This window comes from Bengtsoniella intestinalis, from assembly GCF_039719005.1.
GTDB classification, from domain to species: Bacteria; Bacillota; Clostridia; order Oscillospirales; family Oscillospiraceae; genus Oscillibacter; species Oscillibacter intestinalis.
Map to the genome: position 1 here is coordinate 2,416,680 of NZ_CP133584.1, position 15,966 is coordinate 2,432,645.

General features: G+C 52.2%; 21 protein-coding genes and 1 pseudogene. All 22 read right to left on the reverse strand.

Annotated features, from left to right (window positions below; translation table 11 throughout):
- Window positions 1-2 precede the first annotated feature (2 nt).
- Window positions 3-674: a PcfB family protein gene (locus RFF05_RS11525; RefSeq protein WP_409967233.1), complete on the reverse strand. Its 672-nt coding sequence runs from the start codon at window positions 672-674 to the stop codon at window positions 3-5.
- Window positions 655-2,043, reverse strand: a complete 1,389-nt coding sequence (locus RFF05_RS11530; protein ID WP_409967234.1) for a relaxase/mobilization nuclease domain-containing protein — start codon at window positions 2,041-2,043, stop codon at window positions 655-657. Before RFF05_RS11530 ends, RFF05_RS11525 begins: the two co-directional genes overlap by 20 nt.
- Window positions 2,043-2,351 carry a plasmid mobilization protein gene (locus RFF05_RS11535; protein ID WP_409967235.1) on the reverse strand — a complete coding sequence of 103 codons (309 nt, stop codon included), beginning with the start codon at window positions 2,349-2,351 and terminating at the stop codon, window positions 2,043-2,045. Before RFF05_RS11535 ends, RFF05_RS11530 begins: the two co-directional genes overlap by 1 nt.
- A gap of 328 nt (window positions 2,352-2,679) precedes the next feature.
- Entirely contained in the window at window positions 2,680-4,125 is a 1,446-nt protein-coding gene (locus RFF05_RS11540) for an XRE family transcriptional regulator (protein ID WP_409967236.1), read from the reverse strand.
- A gap of 72 nt (window positions 4,126-4,197) precedes the next feature.
- Entirely contained in the window at window positions 4,198-4,923 is a 726-nt protein-coding gene (locus RFF05_RS11545) for a DNA-methyltransferase (protein ID WP_409967237.1), read from the reverse strand.
- A complete protein-coding gene (locus RFF05_RS11550; protein ID WP_409967238.1) occupies window positions 4,913-5,152 on the reverse strand; it encodes a hypothetical protein in 240 nt (79 codons plus the stop codon). Before RFF05_RS11550 ends, RFF05_RS11545 begins: the two co-directional genes overlap by 11 nt.
- A gap of 12 nt (window positions 5,153-5,164) precedes the next feature.
- Complete coding sequence (locus RFF05_RS11555; protein ID WP_409967239.1) at window positions 5,165-5,923, reverse strand: hypothetical protein; 759 nt, start codon at window positions 5,921-5,923, stop codon at window positions 5,165-5,167.
- Complete coding sequence (locus RFF05_RS11560) at window positions 5,920-6,669, reverse strand: hypothetical protein (protein ID WP_409967240.1); 750 nt, start codon at window positions 6,667-6,669, stop codon at window positions 5,920-5,922. Before RFF05_RS11560 ends, RFF05_RS11555 begins: the two co-directional genes overlap by 4 nt.
- Window positions 6,670-6,699: 30 nt before the next feature.
- Entirely contained in the window at window positions 6,700-7,428 is a 729-nt protein-coding gene (locus RFF05_RS11565) for a hypothetical protein (protein ID WP_409967241.1), read from the reverse strand.
- Between the two features lie 12 nt (window positions 7,429-7,440).
- Window positions 7,441-8,592, reverse strand: coding sequence for a methionine adenosyltransferase (metK, locus tag RFF05_RS11570; protein ID WP_409967242.1), 1,152 nt, complete (start codon window positions 8,590-8,592; stop codon window positions 7,441-7,443).
- Window positions 8,582-9,006: pseudogene (locus RFF05_RS11575) on the reverse strand (DUF3846 domain-containing protein). The gene metK and the pseudogene RFF05_RS11575 overlap by 11 nt, the downstream one beginning before the upstream one ends.
- Window positions 8,960-9,481: a gamma-glutamylcyclotransferase family protein gene (locus RFF05_RS11580; protein ID WP_409967243.1), complete on the reverse strand. Its 522-nt coding sequence runs from the start codon at window positions 9,479-9,481 to the stop codon at window positions 8,960-8,962. The pseudogene RFF05_RS11575 and the gene RFF05_RS11580 overlap by 47 nt, the downstream one beginning before the upstream one ends.
- Window positions 9,478-10,122 (reverse strand): hypothetical protein, encoded by a 645-nt coding sequence (locus RFF05_RS11585; protein ID WP_409967244.1) that lies wholly within the window; start codon window positions 10,120-10,122, stop codon window positions 9,478-9,480. Before RFF05_RS11585 ends, RFF05_RS11580 begins: the two co-directional genes overlap by 4 nt.
- On the reverse strand, window positions 10,109-10,384 hold the full coding sequence (locus RFF05_RS11590) for a hypothetical protein (RefSeq protein ID WP_409967245.1): 276 nt from the start codon (window positions 10,382-10,384) through the stop codon (window positions 10,109-10,111). The genes RFF05_RS11585 and RFF05_RS11590 overlap by 14 nt, the downstream gene beginning before the upstream one ends.
- Window positions 10,384-11,346 carry an amidoligase family protein gene (locus RFF05_RS11595; RefSeq protein WP_409967246.1) on the reverse strand — a complete coding sequence of 321 codons (963 nt, stop codon included), beginning with the start codon at window positions 11,344-11,346 and terminating at the stop codon, window positions 10,384-10,386. The genes RFF05_RS11590 and RFF05_RS11595 overlap by 1 nt, the downstream gene beginning before the upstream one ends.
- Window positions 11,333-12,466, reverse strand: coding sequence for a DNA (cytosine-5-)-methyltransferase (dcm, locus tag RFF05_RS11600; protein ID WP_409967247.1), 1,134 nt, complete (start codon window positions 12,464-12,466; stop codon window positions 11,333-11,335). The genes RFF05_RS11595 and dcm overlap by 14 nt, the downstream gene beginning before the upstream one ends.
- A 34-nt stretch (window positions 12,467-12,500) precedes the next feature.
- A complete protein-coding gene (locus RFF05_RS11605; RefSeq protein WP_409967248.1) occupies window positions 12,501-12,773 on the reverse strand; it encodes a hypothetical protein in 273 nt (90 codons plus the stop codon).
- Window positions 12,763-13,695 (reverse strand): plasmid segregation actin-type ATPase ParM, encoded by a 933-nt coding sequence (locus RFF05_RS11610; RefSeq protein WP_409967249.1) that lies wholly within the window; start codon window positions 13,693-13,695, stop codon window positions 12,763-12,765. The genes RFF05_RS11605 and RFF05_RS11610 overlap by 11 nt, the downstream gene beginning before the upstream one ends.
- Window positions 13,692-14,246 (reverse strand): hypothetical protein, encoded by a 555-nt coding sequence (locus tag RFF05_RS11615; protein ID WP_409967250.1) that lies wholly within the window; start codon window positions 14,244-14,246, stop codon window positions 13,692-13,694. The genes RFF05_RS11610 and RFF05_RS11615 overlap by 4 nt, the downstream gene beginning before the upstream one ends.
- Window positions 14,243-14,650: a synapsin-1 (Synapsin I) gene (locus RFF05_RS11620; RefSeq protein WP_409967251.1), complete on the reverse strand. Its 408-nt coding sequence runs from the start codon at window positions 14,648-14,650 to the stop codon at window positions 14,243-14,245. The genes RFF05_RS11615 and RFF05_RS11620 overlap by 4 nt, the downstream gene beginning before the upstream one ends.
- Window positions 14,601-15,569, reverse strand: a complete 969-nt coding sequence (locus tag RFF05_RS11625) for a ParB N-terminal domain-containing protein (RefSeq protein WP_409967252.1) — start codon at window positions 15,567-15,569, stop codon at window positions 14,601-14,603. The genes RFF05_RS11620 and RFF05_RS11625 overlap by 50 nt, the downstream gene beginning before the upstream one ends.
- Window positions 15,566-15,898, reverse strand: a complete 333-nt coding sequence (locus RFF05_RS11630) for a single-stranded DNA-binding protein (RefSeq protein ID WP_409967253.1) — start codon at window positions 15,896-15,898, stop codon at window positions 15,566-15,568. The genes RFF05_RS11625 and RFF05_RS11630 overlap by 4 nt, the downstream gene beginning before the upstream one ends.
- Between the last annotated feature and the right edge of the window lie 68 nt (window positions 15,899-15,966).

Sequence of the window (15,966 nt, forward strand, 5' to 3'; positions counted from 1 at the left end):
CATCACCTATCCTTTGGCTTTGTTTTGGTGGTCGTTCGCTGACGTTGACTACGTTTGGTTTTGCGCTGTTGGTCACGCAAAGATTTCAAGCGTTCCAGTAACGATGGACATTCATGGGTCGTCTGGGTCTGTTGGGCCGCCTTGCCTTTGGTTGAGGTATTTGAGTTGACTCTGGTATCGGCTGAGTCGGGTGAGGGCGGATGCTCTCCCTCTGGGCGGCCTTGGGTAAAAGTTTCGTCACGCTCTGGATTGGAACGCTGATGGGTGGGTGCCGCAGGTTCCTCCTGCACCAAGGGATTGTCCTTCACGTCGTGATATTGGATGCGATTGAAAATGTGGTTGGCTCTGTCCAGCTCAGTCACCGGCATCACCAAATCTACCGCACCTGTCGCCTTGTCTTTAATGGCTGAGTAGAGGATTTTCTGGCCTTTGGCTTGTCGCTGAAACTGCTTATACTGCTGGGCATCCATGGGGAACACCCGAATGTCACGGGTCTGGCGAAGTATCTTCGCCATGTTCACTTTGCCATGGAGGGTTTTATTTTGCTTCGCCAGTGCCACGGACAATGCGATTAAATTTTTGAGGGCAGATGCCCCCAGTCGGATGGTGACTTCACTGCCTGTGAGCATCATGCGCACCATCTGGTCGGCTGCTTCACCGCCTCCTGTTGTCATGGTTCTTCACCTCTCTTTCGGTTTCAATCTGTTGTAGTTCTCGCTGAATGCGAGGGGTGTTTTCTTCGATGGCCTTGCACATGGCAAGGGTTTTTCTGGTCTCACGGATGTCTCGGTTGATGTCCGCAAGCTGGCTGTATAGGGATTGTTTTTCTTGGGTGAGTTGCTCGGTGGGAATACCGCTAGACTCCAGCAATGCCACCGCTTGGCGGTATCGCTCCGCTTCCTGTTCCATGCCCTGCAAGGTTTGAGCAGGGGCTAGGGATTCCACATCGGCAAGGGCGGCGAATAGACCTGCTCGTCCCTTCTTTTGCACATTGAGGATGGTGCGGTGTTTGATCTGCTTGGCGAGGGTTTCCTCAGTGCTTACCATGAACACACCCATCTCCTCCTTGGTGGTGATGTTGTGGTCACGGAGGAAGGCGAACTGATCCCGATAGCGTTCAAACTCCATGATGGATGCTTTCAGCGTTGGTGTCATCTTGGGTGGATACTGTTGCTTTTCAATCTTGCCCAGCACATAGAGATAGTGGACGTAGAGGGCAAGAAAGCCCTTGTATTTGGGGCGTTTCTGATAGGGTACATAGGGCGGACGTTGAATGGTGACAGACTTTCGCCCCTGCTCCACCTCCACCCAGTTGCCCTCAATGGTGGCACGGATGCCATCTTCGGTGTACTGGGGATTGCGCCGTCCTAGCTTTTGAAATCGCTCCTGCCCACGGAGACGGAACCCGATGTTCTGCCCATGCTTCACCTCATAGCCCATATGCTCCATGAGCATGAGAAAGTTACCAAAGTCCACGGCATCTGTCATGGCAGTTTGTAGGTCTGCTTCTAACATAGAGCGGAAAGTGGGTTGTTTTTTTGATAGACGAAGCCACTCGATGTAGGACATGGTCTTGGTAGGGGTTCCGTTCACAATAACGGATAGACCATGTTCACGGCAAAGGCGGTCAGAGATGGTGCGGATTTGACGATAATAATTTCGGTAGGAGCTGTGGTATTTCTCCCCAGTCTCCATGTTCACCGAGTTGAACACAATGTGGGAATGGATATGCCCCTTGTCCACATGGGTACCAATGACCGCTTGGTAGTCGGGCAAATGCTCCTGCACAAATTCTTTGGCAATCTCCAATGCCAGTTCTGGTGTGACCTCGCCCACGGCAAAGGATTGGATGATGTGATAACACTGGCGACCCTTGGTTTTGTTGAATTGCGCCTTGATATCCATCATCTGCTGATGCTCAAAGTCTGGGTCGCAGTTGTGCCTGTAGGTGAGAATACAATCGTCAGTTTTATCACCGTTGAGGGCATAGTCGATGGCTTGTTTCAAATTGCTATTACGAGATTTAATCTTGGTGATTGCCATTATGGTTTCCCGATTTCATACATAAGGCGGTAGACCTGTTCCATCAGATAGCGACTCTGAGCAATGTCCTCCGCAGTTGCCGTGTTGGTGTTCACCCCACGGGCGATTTGGTTGATGTTGTTGCCGATTTTGTGAACTTCGGTGCGGAGGGCTTTGATTTCTCCAGATGGTCGTCCTTTGATTTCATGCCCCATAATAAGCCGTCGCAGATAGGCTGTCTTACTCAGCCCTGCCAGCGTTGCATTCCGCACAAGCTGTTCTTGCTCGCTGGGGGACAGACGGATACAAAATTCGTATTTTTTTCTCACGGGTACTCCTCTCTATCCAAGGTTTTCCGCCCGATGGCGGCATAGGGGACTGGGGGTTCCCCAGCAAGTTGCAAAAAGATATCTTTTTGCGATGCTTGCAAAGAAACCGCCCACGGGCGGTGCGTTTTTGGGGGACGATAAGCGGTTGATTGATTGCCATTTCCTATGGGCTTCCAAAGAAAAAGAACGCCAGACTCCTTCTAAAAAGAAGAAATCTGGCGTTCTATACTAGGTGTCACATTGAACCCCTTGCGTGTGGGTTCGAGGGAACAAGGGTGTCACATTGAACCCCTTGTTTTGGTCTGTATCATACTATGATACAGACCTCTTATCTGACGTCACGGTGTTTCTTGATGGGTTTGGTGCGCTCTGGGGTCAGCTCTAGCAGTTCACGGGCACGGTTTTGCACCTGTGTCTCAATGGCTTGTAGGGCTTCCTCTGGCAAGTTCAGCCGTGGATGGCGGTCAAATGTGAAGCCAATCAGTTTTCTCATCTGGGCTTTCTGAACGGTGCCCATCACCTCTTTGCAAATGGTATCAAAGGGGATGTTGTAAGCAGAGGTGCGAGTTTTAGCGTACTCACCCAAGTCAGCATAGTCGCTCTGGGTGGCGTAGTTAAAGAGGGACAGGCCGTGGTCGAAGATAGGAGCCATACCCAGAATATTACCAGTGTGGTTGTCACGGAGAACACCAAAGTTTCCAAAGTGACGATCCTCATTATAAATGAGGGCATCAAAGACCAACATACTTTTCACTTGCTCAAAGGCTTCGGGGCTGAAGGATTCGTACCAACTTAACACAGCGGGCAAACCGCCACCCTTTACCAATCTGCCAATAGGAATGAAGGATACATCTTTACTGGTAAACAGTTCACAGGTGGAGGCCAGAATGCCCTTCCACTGCTCCAGTCCGTACTGGATTGCATTGAGCCCCATAGCCTTGCCAATTTGGCAGGCATAGTATTCGCTGTATGGCTCACGCCCTGTATTGGATGCACCAGAGGTGCCGCCTTTGTAGAGGTAAATGCCATCTTTCGTGTGCCGCCACGCCTTAGGAAGCATTCCGTTGGTGGTCAGCTCTGGGGAGGTGGTGAAGGCGGTGTCGCTCTGTTGCGCACCTGTATAAGCCACCAGAGACAGAATTTCGGAGAAGTGGTTTTCATATAAATTGTAGTTGGCAAACTTACCCTCGAAACCATCAGGCACCACCCAATAGCTGTCGTTGAGGGACAGCCCCTTGCACACATCAATGATGCCACGGGTGTCTCCTTGAGCCAGCCCCAAGGATTTGAGAATTTCCGTCACAAAAGCACGGTTTTTGGGAATGACACGTCGCTCTAGCCAGCGGACGAGGCCGCCATCTTTCTCTAACTGTAAATCCAGTGGGAGACGGTGGCGTTGCAGTTCATTGACAGATAGTATCGTAGCTTTTAATCCTGCGAGACCGCCATCCTCCAAAGTAAAGCGAATAAGGTCTGTATCAAAAATACGGAGATAGTAGCTATCTGGTACGACAAACACCTCACGCTCTATCCGCAAATAGGTCTCACGCAGATACCATGCTTGCTCAGTGCTAATGGTTTGGTTTACCTCTGCGGAGTTGATATCCGCTTGCAGGCTACAGTAATAACAATCCCATCGCAAATCTTCAATGTTGTTATCCAGTCGTTCCCAACAAGCTTTCATAGCATGGAGACTTTCCGCTAAATAGGGAGGTAAGCCGCATTCTAAATAGGTTCTATCTGTAGGTTTCCCTGTGTTTGGGTCAAAGGTCATGTGACTGCCCCCTTTCATGTGTTTTGTACTTATTTTCCTTTAGTATATCCGATTTTTCAAGGAAAGTAAACCTTAACTTTCCTCACTCAATCCCTGCTCAATCCGATCCCTAGCAATCTGGGCGTAGGTTTCGGACAGTTCGATGCCCGTGGCTTCATAGCCCTCAAGCACAGCACCGAGGATGGTGGTGCCAGAACCTGCAAAGGGGTCGAGGATATGGCCGCCAGCTTCGGTGATTTTCACCACGTCACGCATGAGCTGCAGGGGCTTTTCGGTCAGGTGAATGCGCTTCTGAGGGTTGCCATATTTGAACACACCGGGCAGACAAGGCACAGGGCGGCTGATGGGCATATCACCGTTGGAACCCCAGACAATGTACTCGCTCTGCTGGCGGAACCGCCCCTTTTGTGGACGGCTGTTACCCTTATCCCACACAGCGGTGCCACGCCAAATCCACCCTGCCCACTGGAGGGCATCGGTGGCAGCAGGAAGCTGTCGCCAGTCGATGAACATACAAACAGGCGCACCGGGCTTGGATGCTCGACGAGCCTCCGCAAGCCACTCGGCACACCAGCGAGTCCAAGACCGCTGATCCTTGGCGTCGCCATCAAAGGCAGGAGGGGCATTGTTGCCCATGTTGGAGTATTTAGAAGCCGTAGAACGGTTCTTCTCACTCTGGGTGCGACCACCCGATGCGTAGGGAGGGTCGGTGATGACGGCATCAAAGGTGCCATTGGGGAAGGACTGCAAAATGGTGAGGGCATCGCCCTGCAGGATGTTCCAGTTCTTATCGCTCATGTGTATTTCTCGCTTTCTTTGGTTTAGATTTTGGGGTTAGCTCGGTTTCAACGTACTCGCTGATGATGCCAAGGGCTTTGTAGTAATCGCCACTGGCTTTGACACGCTCATGCATCTCGGACACTTGGTGCCCTAGCCCTGCCTGTCGCAGTGCTTGCCCTGCTCGCCCCAAGATGAAGAAGATGTTTCCATCCTCTCCAATGAGGTTCATTTTTGGTTTTTCGCTCACAAAATCCCTCCTTTATCGGCTAGGTTGCCGAGGGTGAACAGGTCTGCTCCTTGGCACCTCCGTCTGGTCAGTGTAGATGGGAATGCCACGCTTTTCCGCATGGTGGATTTCAGCCCACATCCCGTCCGTCCACTCCGTGCCATAGACATGAATTGCTTGGCAGGACTCCACCAGCTTTAGTCCTAAGTGGCGAGCCTGTTCATCCTCAATCTCATTTTCGGGGTCTGCGATGGGTGGGAACATAAGGTGAGGACAGACAGGAATATCACCATCGAGGAATACCTCTTTGGCTTTTTCCGTGGCAAAGGCGATGTTCTTCTCCACATCGCCACGGAGGGGTGCGCAGATGTACACCAGCTTGGGAGCGTTCAGCTCCTGCTCCTTGGGTCTCCATACAGACACAAAAGTGCCAACCGCTTCACCCATGGTTCGGTAGTCATCGGAGGTTGGCTTGTAGGAATACCAGCTTGGTTTACCATCCTTATCCCAAATATGAGGGGTGATGCCGTTGGGGTAGGCAGAGGTTTTCTTTTGCCCCAACAACTCCTTCAAACTCAATCGGATGAGGTCTACTTTCCCCTCGCTAGGACTGAGAATTTCCACATGAAGGGTGTCATATTGGGTGGAAATTTCAGAAGTGCGAAACTCCACTTTGACACGCAGCTTGTCATCCAGTCGCCCCAGACAGGAGCGACCTGTAAAGTGTGGTTTGGGGATGATTTTTCCATCCCCAAACATCTTGCGCAGTTCTTCTTGAAAAAAGTTTGTCATCGCTCCTGCCCTTTCTTCTTTTTGGGCGGTGCCACCGGTTCGCTAGGCTCGTGATATTCATAGGTACGTCCATCTTTAGACAGGGACAGCCCATAGTCCGCAAGGTCAAAGCCACGGATATCAGCCGCCATTTCATAGGCTTCCTTGGTGCCCCCTTCGGGGACGTCGATATCAATCATTTCACCGTTTTCGTAGACACAGGTGCCCACGTTGTAGCCGATGTTCTCATCTGCCCAGCGGTGGGTAATCTTCTGGTCTGGATAGACTTCAGATAGTCTTTTTATAATTGGAATGGGGGTAGACCAAGCAGTGGAAAACTCAATCTTCTTGGAACCCTCCACCAAAGGGACAGGATAATAGGCATTCCACTTGGTGCCCCAGTTGGCAAGCGCCCAGTTATACCATGTGGCGTGCCCATGATTCTGCTGATTTTCATAGGCCCGTTTGCCCAGTTCCCAAACAGCAGGGAGCCGATTTTGCACGGCGCGCCACTTATCAACGTGCGCCATTCGCTGTGCCGTAGACAGATCACGACTTTTGGCGCTTTCCTTCATAAATTTGGTGTACAGCGTAAGCCCTTCTTTTGTTTTGGAGCTTTCTTGGATTTCAAGGGAAAGTGGCATAGGTTCTAGCTTGTGAAAGTCGAAACTACCAAGCACCGCACCATCCTGCCGCATGGACTGTGCCACGGCATAGAGGGTGGCGGTATTCTCGAACATAATTTGGTTTGTGATGTGATTTGGCATGAGTACCTCCTCATTTTGATTTTGGCAGGATTAGCGTTCCTGCCCTTTCTTCTTTTTTGGTGCGCCATCTTTGACATGGTGTTCTTCGATGGGCAATCGGCTGCCGTGGTAGTTGCACTCCTGCTGGTCTCGCAGATGAGGGGCAGTACCCCAGCGGTAGCGGATATGGGTGTGGGGATATTTCTCTGCCAACATTCCCACCAGTGCCATCACATGGCTAGGCTCGGTCTGAAATTCCACGGTATATCTGCCATCCTTGTGGGCGGTCAACTTGATATGATTGTGGGATGGACGACCTTGGAGTAGCTCATCAGCGAAGTTGAACACCTCCGAGGCAGGGGCAAGGTCATCAAAGGTGACTTTGTGCAGGGTGGGCGGTGCATAGACATCTTGCACCTTCTCCTGTAGTTCTTGGGCGATGCTCTGGTACTGCTCTGGCGTGGGTGACCGACGAGGCCAGTTGGGAAGTGGCTTCCCAGAAAGAGGAAAGCCAATCTTTCCTGCGCCGAAGGTGTCCTTTAATGTGGGGACTTCGGAAAACTGAAGCTGTGCTTCTTGGGGCAGTCGGAAGCCCTTGCGAATGACCTGTGCCTTTAATCCGTAGGCAAGCTGTTGGTTGACGTCCAACAAAAATTCAGCCACAATCTCAACCTCTGGGGTCACCTTTGCTCGGCATTTATGCCCCTCAAATCGTACATCGGTGAAATAGGGGTTGCCCTCAAAGATGCTTCGCAGTTCATCTTCATAGTAACTTTTCATGCACACGCCCCCTTATCGTCCAGAGGTGCCACGCTCTTTTTTGAAGCAATATTCAGCCACAATATCCCCCAAGTCGGTCTGCTCCCAAGGGGCATTCTTGTGGGTGAAGTGACCGTAATTACAGAACTGGGCAAAGATGGGGTGATCCAGCTTGAGGGTTTCCATCATGCCGTCGGGAGTCAGGTCAAAGAGCGCACGGACAGCGCACTCCAGCAGATACTCGTCATACTTGCCAGTGCCGTGAGTGTCGATGTCCACTGCCACAGGCTCTGCCTTGCCGATGGCGTAGGCCAGCGTGACAGTGCAACGATCTGCCAGCCGCCCTGCCACCAGATTTTTGGCGATGTATCGTGCCATGTATGCACCACTGCGGTCAACCTTGGTACCGTCCTTGCCAGACAGGGCACCGCCACCGTGAGGGGCAAGACCGCCGTAGGTGTCCACCATCAGCTTACGACCAGTGAGACCAGTGTCCGCTTCAAAGCCACCCTCCACAAATCGCCCAGAGGGGTTGATGAGAATTTGGGTTCGCCCGTCCAAAGGCACCTCCCAGATGGAGGGTTCAATCACATCTTCACGGAGGGTGTTGCACAGCTCATAGAAGTCCACATCCTCATCGTGCTGGCAGGAAAGGACAACAGCAGACACTCGCACAGGCTGGTCGCCATGATACTCCACAGACACCTGTGCCTTGCCATCGGGTCGCAGACCATCAATGTAGCCATGGACACGGCTCAGCGTCAGTGCCTTGGCAAGACGGTGGGCCAGCACCACAGGCAGGGGCAACAGCTCGGCAGTCTCATTGCAAGCGTAGCCGTACATAATGCCCTGATCTCCTGCGCCTGTCTCATTTCGCTTGGAGACAGCACCTGCGATGTCTCGGCTCTGATTGTGGGTCAGTACCTCAATCTCATACTGCACAGCACCATACCCAGCTTCGCAGACAGTTTTGGAGATGATGGCAGGGATATCGGGCAGTTCCTTGGTGGTAATCTCACCAGCAACCACGATTTTTCCAGCGGTGGCAAGGGTTTCACAGGCCACTCGTGCGTGGGGGTCGCTCTGTAGACAGGCATCCAGTACGCTGTCCGAAATGGTGTCGCACAGCTTGTCGGGGTGTCCTTCTGTGACCGATTCGGCGGTCAAAATGTAGTTATCTCTCATGATGTTTTGCTCCTTTGTGATTGGTTTTGGGTTCTTTTGGGATAGCAACGATCCACCCCTTGGCAAAGTGGTTGAAGAACTTCTCCTGCTGTTCTGGGGTGAGGGACACAAAGTCCTCCTCGCCTAGTCCCACCACCAAGAAAGTGCCACAAATCATGTCATAGGCATTGCCAGACTCGTCGTGCAAAAAGCGGTTGGGGGTAAGCCAATCAGCTTGCCCTCGTCGTGACAAATCAGCGCAACCATGTCCTCATAGGGGTAGACAGCTTGGAATGTTCCACCCACCTCTTTCTGCATGGCCTTGTAGTCGGTGTCGATTTCCTTGGTGTAGGGTTTGGCTAGTGGCTCTACCACCAGTACCGTCATTTTATCGCTCATGATTTTGTCCTCCTTTTTTCTTTTGAATAGGCACATTACGCTCCATCTCAGCCACCTCTTTTCTGCAATGCTCCACTGCGGAGTTTAGGGATTCGATGGGCATTTCATTTGCCAGATATCCCTGCAGGATGCCGTCATAGTAGTGGGCGGTGGGCATGGTGGGGACTTTGGTATGTTCCTCTGTCATGACGTATGTCATCACGGGGACTTTCGCCCCAGACAGGCTTTTCACCCAGACAGCTTGCTTGTCGTAGAAACGAGGGTAGCCCTCGTAGCCATCCAGCGATGCCACACACTGAGGGGTCAACTTCCAGATAAGACCCTGCACCTGTCCACCCTCTTTAGGGGCAATGGTAGCGAAGCCACCTCTGCGGAACAGTAGCTCATAGCCATCCAGCGTCACCGCCATCCGTGGCTCAGCATTGGGGCAACGGTACGCCATCTGGTCTAGGTTGATGTTGCTACCATAGGCGAAGTAGTAGATATTAGATTGGGATTTGGGATTCATCATCGAACCTCCTTGGTGTTCTTTTTCGTTTTGGTGGGAGTGGGCGGTTCTGCTCTGTCTTGCGGTTGTTTTTCTTTGACACAGCCCAACTTCTCCAAGGTGCGTTGGTGGAGTTTTTCTCGGTATTCCAGATAGGATGGGGCGTTGCAGTCTACCTCACCCAGCACAGCACGTTCATAGCAAGTGTTGGGCATGATTTCATATTCCACTGCTCTGAACGCAGAAGCTTCTAAATATCGCATATGAACGGTGGCGGTGTCGCCCTCAAAATAGCCGAGATTATCTTCCGTGTAAAAGTCAGAATAGACATTAACACCAGTGAGTTCCTTTGCAATTTGATAGCGTGTCCACCCCTCTGGGTCGAGGTATGGCGCTACTAAATCATAGAGGGGTTCAGCGTCCACCTTGCTAGAATCGCAGACATCTTTGAGGGCTTCACCACACAGAGCGAGTTGCTGACTATCACGTTCTAGGTGGGTCAGTGCATCCTCTAGTTTGATAGTCAAATCCCACTCTGCATTCTTCATCTGCTCAATCTTTTCCATGGCATAGGACACTTCCGCCTGTAGGTTTTTCATCTCATTGTCCACGCCACGGAGTCGAGTGCAATGACGGATGCCATAAAGGACATCACTGAATTTCATCTGCATCCTCCACAAACCGCAGGGCACCGATGCCCTCTAAACGACGAAACATGGCAGCAGCCTGTGTCTCCAAATCGCCTTTGGGAATGGGGCATTCCTTGCCCACAAAGCGGATGTAATTGGCTTGCAGCTGCCAGAGGTAGGTTTCATCGTCGGGGTACTCTGTGGGGTCAAACTGCAACCCTCGCATCTGCCCCAAAATCTCCACGGCGGTGCCGTAGAAGTGGTTGTTGTCAACTTGAATGTGCATGGATTTTTTCATTATCTTGCCTCCGATCTATTTTTAGGTTTCTTTTTATTTGCATCGTAATTGCTCTTGTCGTATCGCCACGCCCTGTCGCCGTCGAGGTGTTCCAGAAGGTGGTTGCGTGTGTTCTTAAATTCATCACCGTTCAGCCCCAGTCGTACCAACCAGACTCGGAAGGTGAAGGCTTCGTTTTCGCTCTGGGTTTTCCGCATGACGGTAGACCGCTGGGCGATGGCTTGGGCGGAGATGGCGAGGCAAAGATTGACGTAGGCCGCCACCTTGCCAGCGTGGAGGGTGGAGTTGAAACACCGCCACTCCACCGTGCCACGAAAGAAGATAGAGTGTAAATTTAACGCATGGTAACGAGTGTGGTTGTAATGCTCACGACTTCCGTTGTTGCCCTCGTACCACACACTTTCTAGCTGGGTGAGGTTCTTGGTCTCGTCTGAGGACAGCTTGCGAGCCTGCACCAGCATGGGTTCTCGCACCTTCTGGCACCAGCGTTGGGCACGCCCCTCGTTGACCTGCAAGGCTTTGAAGAGAATATCCTCCTTGGAGTACATCAGCCCAATGAGGTTTTTGAGGGACTGGCGGTTGTGGTTGGCACCGTCCACATGGACATGGATGCCACAGGAAGAATTTACTTTGCCACCAACTCTGCGGAGTTGTCGGACACACTCCTGCATGATGGGCAGTTTGTCGTAGGTCAGCTTGGGGGTAACAAATTCCACTTTGAACGCATTGACATCCGTGGCTACATAGCCAGTCTCAGTCTTACGTTCAGCACGGATGCTGCTGTCGTACATGATGGTCCATTTCTCCCCATGCTCATCGGGGATTTCCCACTTGTCATACACACCACCCACATGGATGGGCGTGGTGCCGAAGTATTCTCCCAACGTTTTGGCTGCTCGCTCACGGGTAATCCCTGTCAGCTCCACTTCCACGCCGAAGCACTGGTCTTTAATTCCTATCATAGATTTCCTCCCAAGTGGTGCGGATGTTGCGCCCAATGGCTTCAATCACGTTCACTGTCACGCTGTTACCAGCTTGCTTGTAGACCTGTGTGTCCGACTGGATGGCGAGGATTTTGTCAATCTGACTTTCCTCAAACCCTTGCAGTCGCAGACATTCACGGGGCATCAGACGGCGGATACGACCACCGCCCTGCACCACCCCTTGGGTGCTACTACCAGTGTCGAGGGTATGGGCAATGTCCTTGCCCACTCTGCCACGTCGGGTGTTGCTTCCTGCGTAGCCCAGATTCACCGAGTCACCGGGCAGAGCGTTTTTATAGCCTTTCTTGGTGGCTTCTTTGATGGGTAGTGGTTCTACCAACACAGCGTTCTGGGTAGCGTTGCGGTTGATGCCACGGAACGCCTTGGTGGTGAGGGTGGTAGCGGTGTCTTTGGGCTGGGTCAATCCCTCACGGCGGTTAATGCCCACCAGATAAAAGCCAGTTTTTCCACCCATACCACCAGAGCTACAAGTCTGGGTACAGGCTACGCCGTCGGGGTCGTAGACTCGGTTGCCCTGCCGACCTGCGACGAGTTGTACAAGAGCTTTGCCACCTGTGCCGAAGACAGGAAGTATTTTTCCGGCGCATCGGGAATCAAGATAGCAGATAAGGAACACCCGCTTTCTTGACTGGGGCACTCCAAAATGTTTGCTGTTAAGCACTGTCCATTCCACATGATACCCCAAGTCCGATAGCGCATTGAGGATGGTAGTAAACGTGCGGCCTTGGTCATGCGACAGGAGACCGGGAACATTTTCGAGCAGCAGAAATGGAGGTCGTTTGGCTTCAACCACACGGGCAATTTCAAAGAACAGAGTGCCTCTGGCATCTTCAAAGCCCTGTCGTTTACCAGCTTGAGAAAAGGCTTGGCAGGGGAATCCTCCACAGAGTAGGTCGAAGTCTGGGAGTTCATTGGGGTCGATTTGTCGTGCATCTGGGTAATAGCGCTCACCCTCCTTTATGTCATGGATTGCGGTATAGCTTGCGTGGGCGTACTTGTCGATTTCGCAGTGACCCACACACTGGAAATCCCCTACACGGGTTAGGCCAGAGCGAAAGCCGCCTATCCCTGCGAACATATCAAAATAACGTATCAGATAAATTTCCCCCTTTCTAAAGAGAACGCAAAAAGCCGAGGACATCATCGCTGACGTCCTCGGCCTTGGGTTCGGGTATTTGGTTGATTGGGTATTGCAGTGCTACCAACTCCTCACGGATAATCTTCCGCAACAAATCCTCTGGAACGGTGCTTTCTTCTTTCAAAATCAAAGAGCACACCAGCTCCGTGCGCTGACCTTGGGGAATGGCAGACAGGGTCTCCCATACCTTGCGGTGGCGAGGATTGCGGAGGTTGAGGGAGAGGTTTAGTCGCTGTCTATTTGCCATTGCCCACAGCCCTCGACATCTGCCCCACAAGCCGTTCATAGCCCTTTGCGTTTAACGCCACGTCATCGAGGATGATGGGCTGACACAGGGGCGACACTGGGGGCAAGTGGCGCTTGAGGAGGTTGGCACCGCCACCGAGGAATACGACGGGCATGGCACGGGCATCCAAGCCAGTCTCTGCAATGGCAGACAGCAATTTTTGAATGTACTTGCCAGCTTCCGTCTGAATGATTTTCTGGGTGCCTGGGGTCAAATGCCCCCCTTCGCCACGGAGTGCATACTCCATCTGGGCGGTGGTGAGAGACAGTCCAAGGTTGCGGCGCACCTGTTCGGCAATCTCATCCAGACAAGAAATCATCCCCAGCTCCAAGCTACGGCAAGTAGCGGCGTTGGGGATGCGGTTGTCCAGTCGCATGAGATCCACCGTCCAGCCACCGATGTCGGCAACAATAACAGAGGGTTCATCCAACAGACTGCTCTGGGTGAGGATAGCGGAATAGCCCTGCGGAAACAGGCTCACCTTGCTGATGGTGATGGCATAACTGACCCCTTCATAACGATAAAAGACAGGTTTGCCATCTCGTAGCAGATAGTGTTTGAAGGACTCCTTATCTCGACCAAAGCTGGTGAGGGGCAGTCCTGCGGCGAGATGGACAGTGGCGGTGGGGTCACACCCACGAAAGTACAGTTCCTTGGCGATGGCTGCGAGGGTGAGGAGGTAGTAGTCCTCTGTGGCTGTTTTGTCCTTTTGAAGTCCACCTCGGCTACTGCCCACCACATAGTATTTGCCACCGATTTCAAGGACATCCTTCTGGGTGTATGGCTCATGGTCATAGGCGGTAAGGCCACTAGGGAAGGTGCAGTGGGTGGTTTTCATGGCGGCATAGCCGTGGTCGATGCCAATGGTGATGGTGTCGCTCATCGTGCATCCCCTCCTCGCTTGGGGGTGTGTGGGGTGCGCTTGGGGAGACGATCCACCTCAAACTCCTCTTTGGTCTGGATTTTGAAGTCCTTCCACTGCCAGAAATGCACACAGAAGGAGCCATCCCCACAGTCGATGTCTCGCTGTTCGAAGCCCTCGCCCCAGCCGTCCGAATATTGTCCAGTGCAATATTCTTTCAGTGCAGACAGTTCCTCACTGGTCAGCTCTGCTTTCAGTTTGCACACTGTCACGCCATAGAGCTTGCCGTCAATGGTCTCCACTGTGGGATGGACAGAGTGGACTTTGTCATCCACACTTTCCAGTCCGTGGTAGTATGCCATCAACCCTCGCCCATTGTCGTCATACATGGGTTCTTTGGCGATGCGTGCCTCAATTTCTTCTTGGAAGTTTGCCAAATCCTCGGCATCCATATCCTCTGGCTGGTCGTAGTCATAGCTCTCCTCGTAGTCCTCCTCAAACAGGGGCTGGTCACGGGTGAAGTCGCCAGTGAGGGGGCTGTATAGCTTCAGTTCGGTATATTCTTCGCTCATGCTAATTCCTCCAATCTTGGCATTTTGAATCGATTTAGGCGACCCATTCTCTTTTTTACTTGATAGATGGAATTATCCAGTCCTGCCATATCTGCGCTCAGTCGCTTATCGATTTTTTGCAGGACATTCTGGTCATTGCAACAATCCAACACCACATAGGTGCGCCCAGAGGAGAGGAGCGCTCTGCTCCCACCTTCATCACGGAAGCTTGCCATCAGTCGTTGGCCTAGTCGTTTGCGATAGCTGTGCTGCAGGGCTTCTGGGTCGCCAGAAACATCATGTCGCTTGAGAATTTGTGCGATTTCTTCTGAGCTAATGCTGAAATTTTCAGACAGTCGCTCTAAAATTTCGCACTCAGCAGCTGGGGGTAGGTTCGGTTTCTGATAGTGTCTTGTCTCTATCATATTGGTTCCTCCAATCGGTTGGGATGATGGTTTCACGGAGAATTTTCGAGATGGTGAGGAATTTCTCTGCAACCTCGTCGGCTTCAGTTGCGCCCAATTCCATCTCGTCGGGGGTCATGCGGCAACAGTCCACCCAATGGCGGACAGTTTGCTCGGTGGGCTTTAGGTCAATGGCCATTTCAAAGGCTTTGATGAAAATCTTGGCAATTTTTGTGGCCTCATTGATCTGGCGGTCGCTCTCAGCCAGTTCCTCTTTGCCACGCTCTAAAATCATGTAATCCTGCGCAGCCTGTTCACGCTGGTCCTCTGGCAGTTTTTCCAGCTCACGCAACATCTGATAGGCACGGTTGATGGAGATTTCCTTGTTGTCGAGGGCATCTCGAATGACCTGTGGGGCAGAGTCATCAATCTTCATGACTTTGCCCATTGTTCGATCCCCAATGCCTACGGAATCAGCCAGTTCCTTTCTGGTATTGACAGCTGAAAGCGGGTTTGGCAATGTTGCCAAACCCGCTTTTTCTTGGTGATTACCTCCACTTGCCGTCAAATTCGCTTGCGCTCTCGCTTCAATGTCGGGACGAAGCTTGAGGGCAATCTTGCCCAGTTCCCACTTCTCCAGATTGCGGCGGCCTTTCTGGGTCTCCAACGCCCACTCCTTGGCTTCCAGCAAGTCGGCAAACTCAAACACCACCAGCTTGTAGGGGATGCCCAGTTCGGTGCAAATACGCTGGCGGTTGTGTCCGTCCACAATCACCATGTCTTGGTTGACGATGATGGGGGCGTAACAGCCGTTCTGCTGGATATCTGCGGTAAGGGCAGACAGGGATTCTTCACTCAGCGCAGGGAGAAAGTCTCGCATTTCATCCAGAATGACAGGGGTTTGCTGATCGCTGGTGTACTCGGTTCCAGTGTTTCTCATTCAGCAGACTCCTCCACAGGGCGGCGAGAGAGGAACTCCACTTGATTGGCTTTCACAAGAAAAGCAGGGACATTAGAATCCTCAATCTGGATGGTCTCGAAGTCGCCCACGACCAACAGCTTGCAACCCTTGTACGCATACTGGGCGCACAGCTCTGCCAGCCTGCCGTAGACCTTGGCAGAGATAAAATCGGTGTAGGGGTTGCCATCTTTGTCCTTGTATCGACGATCCGATGCAATACGGAGGGTGGCGTAATGCTTGCCGGTGGTCTCATTGGTCTTGAGGACAACGTCGCCAGTGAGGTTGCCCAGTGCAGTGATTTTTAACATAATTGTGTTCTCCTTTTTGTTGTTAGAATAGAAAAAGGCCCCGTGCTTCACTGGGAAGCACGGGGCGG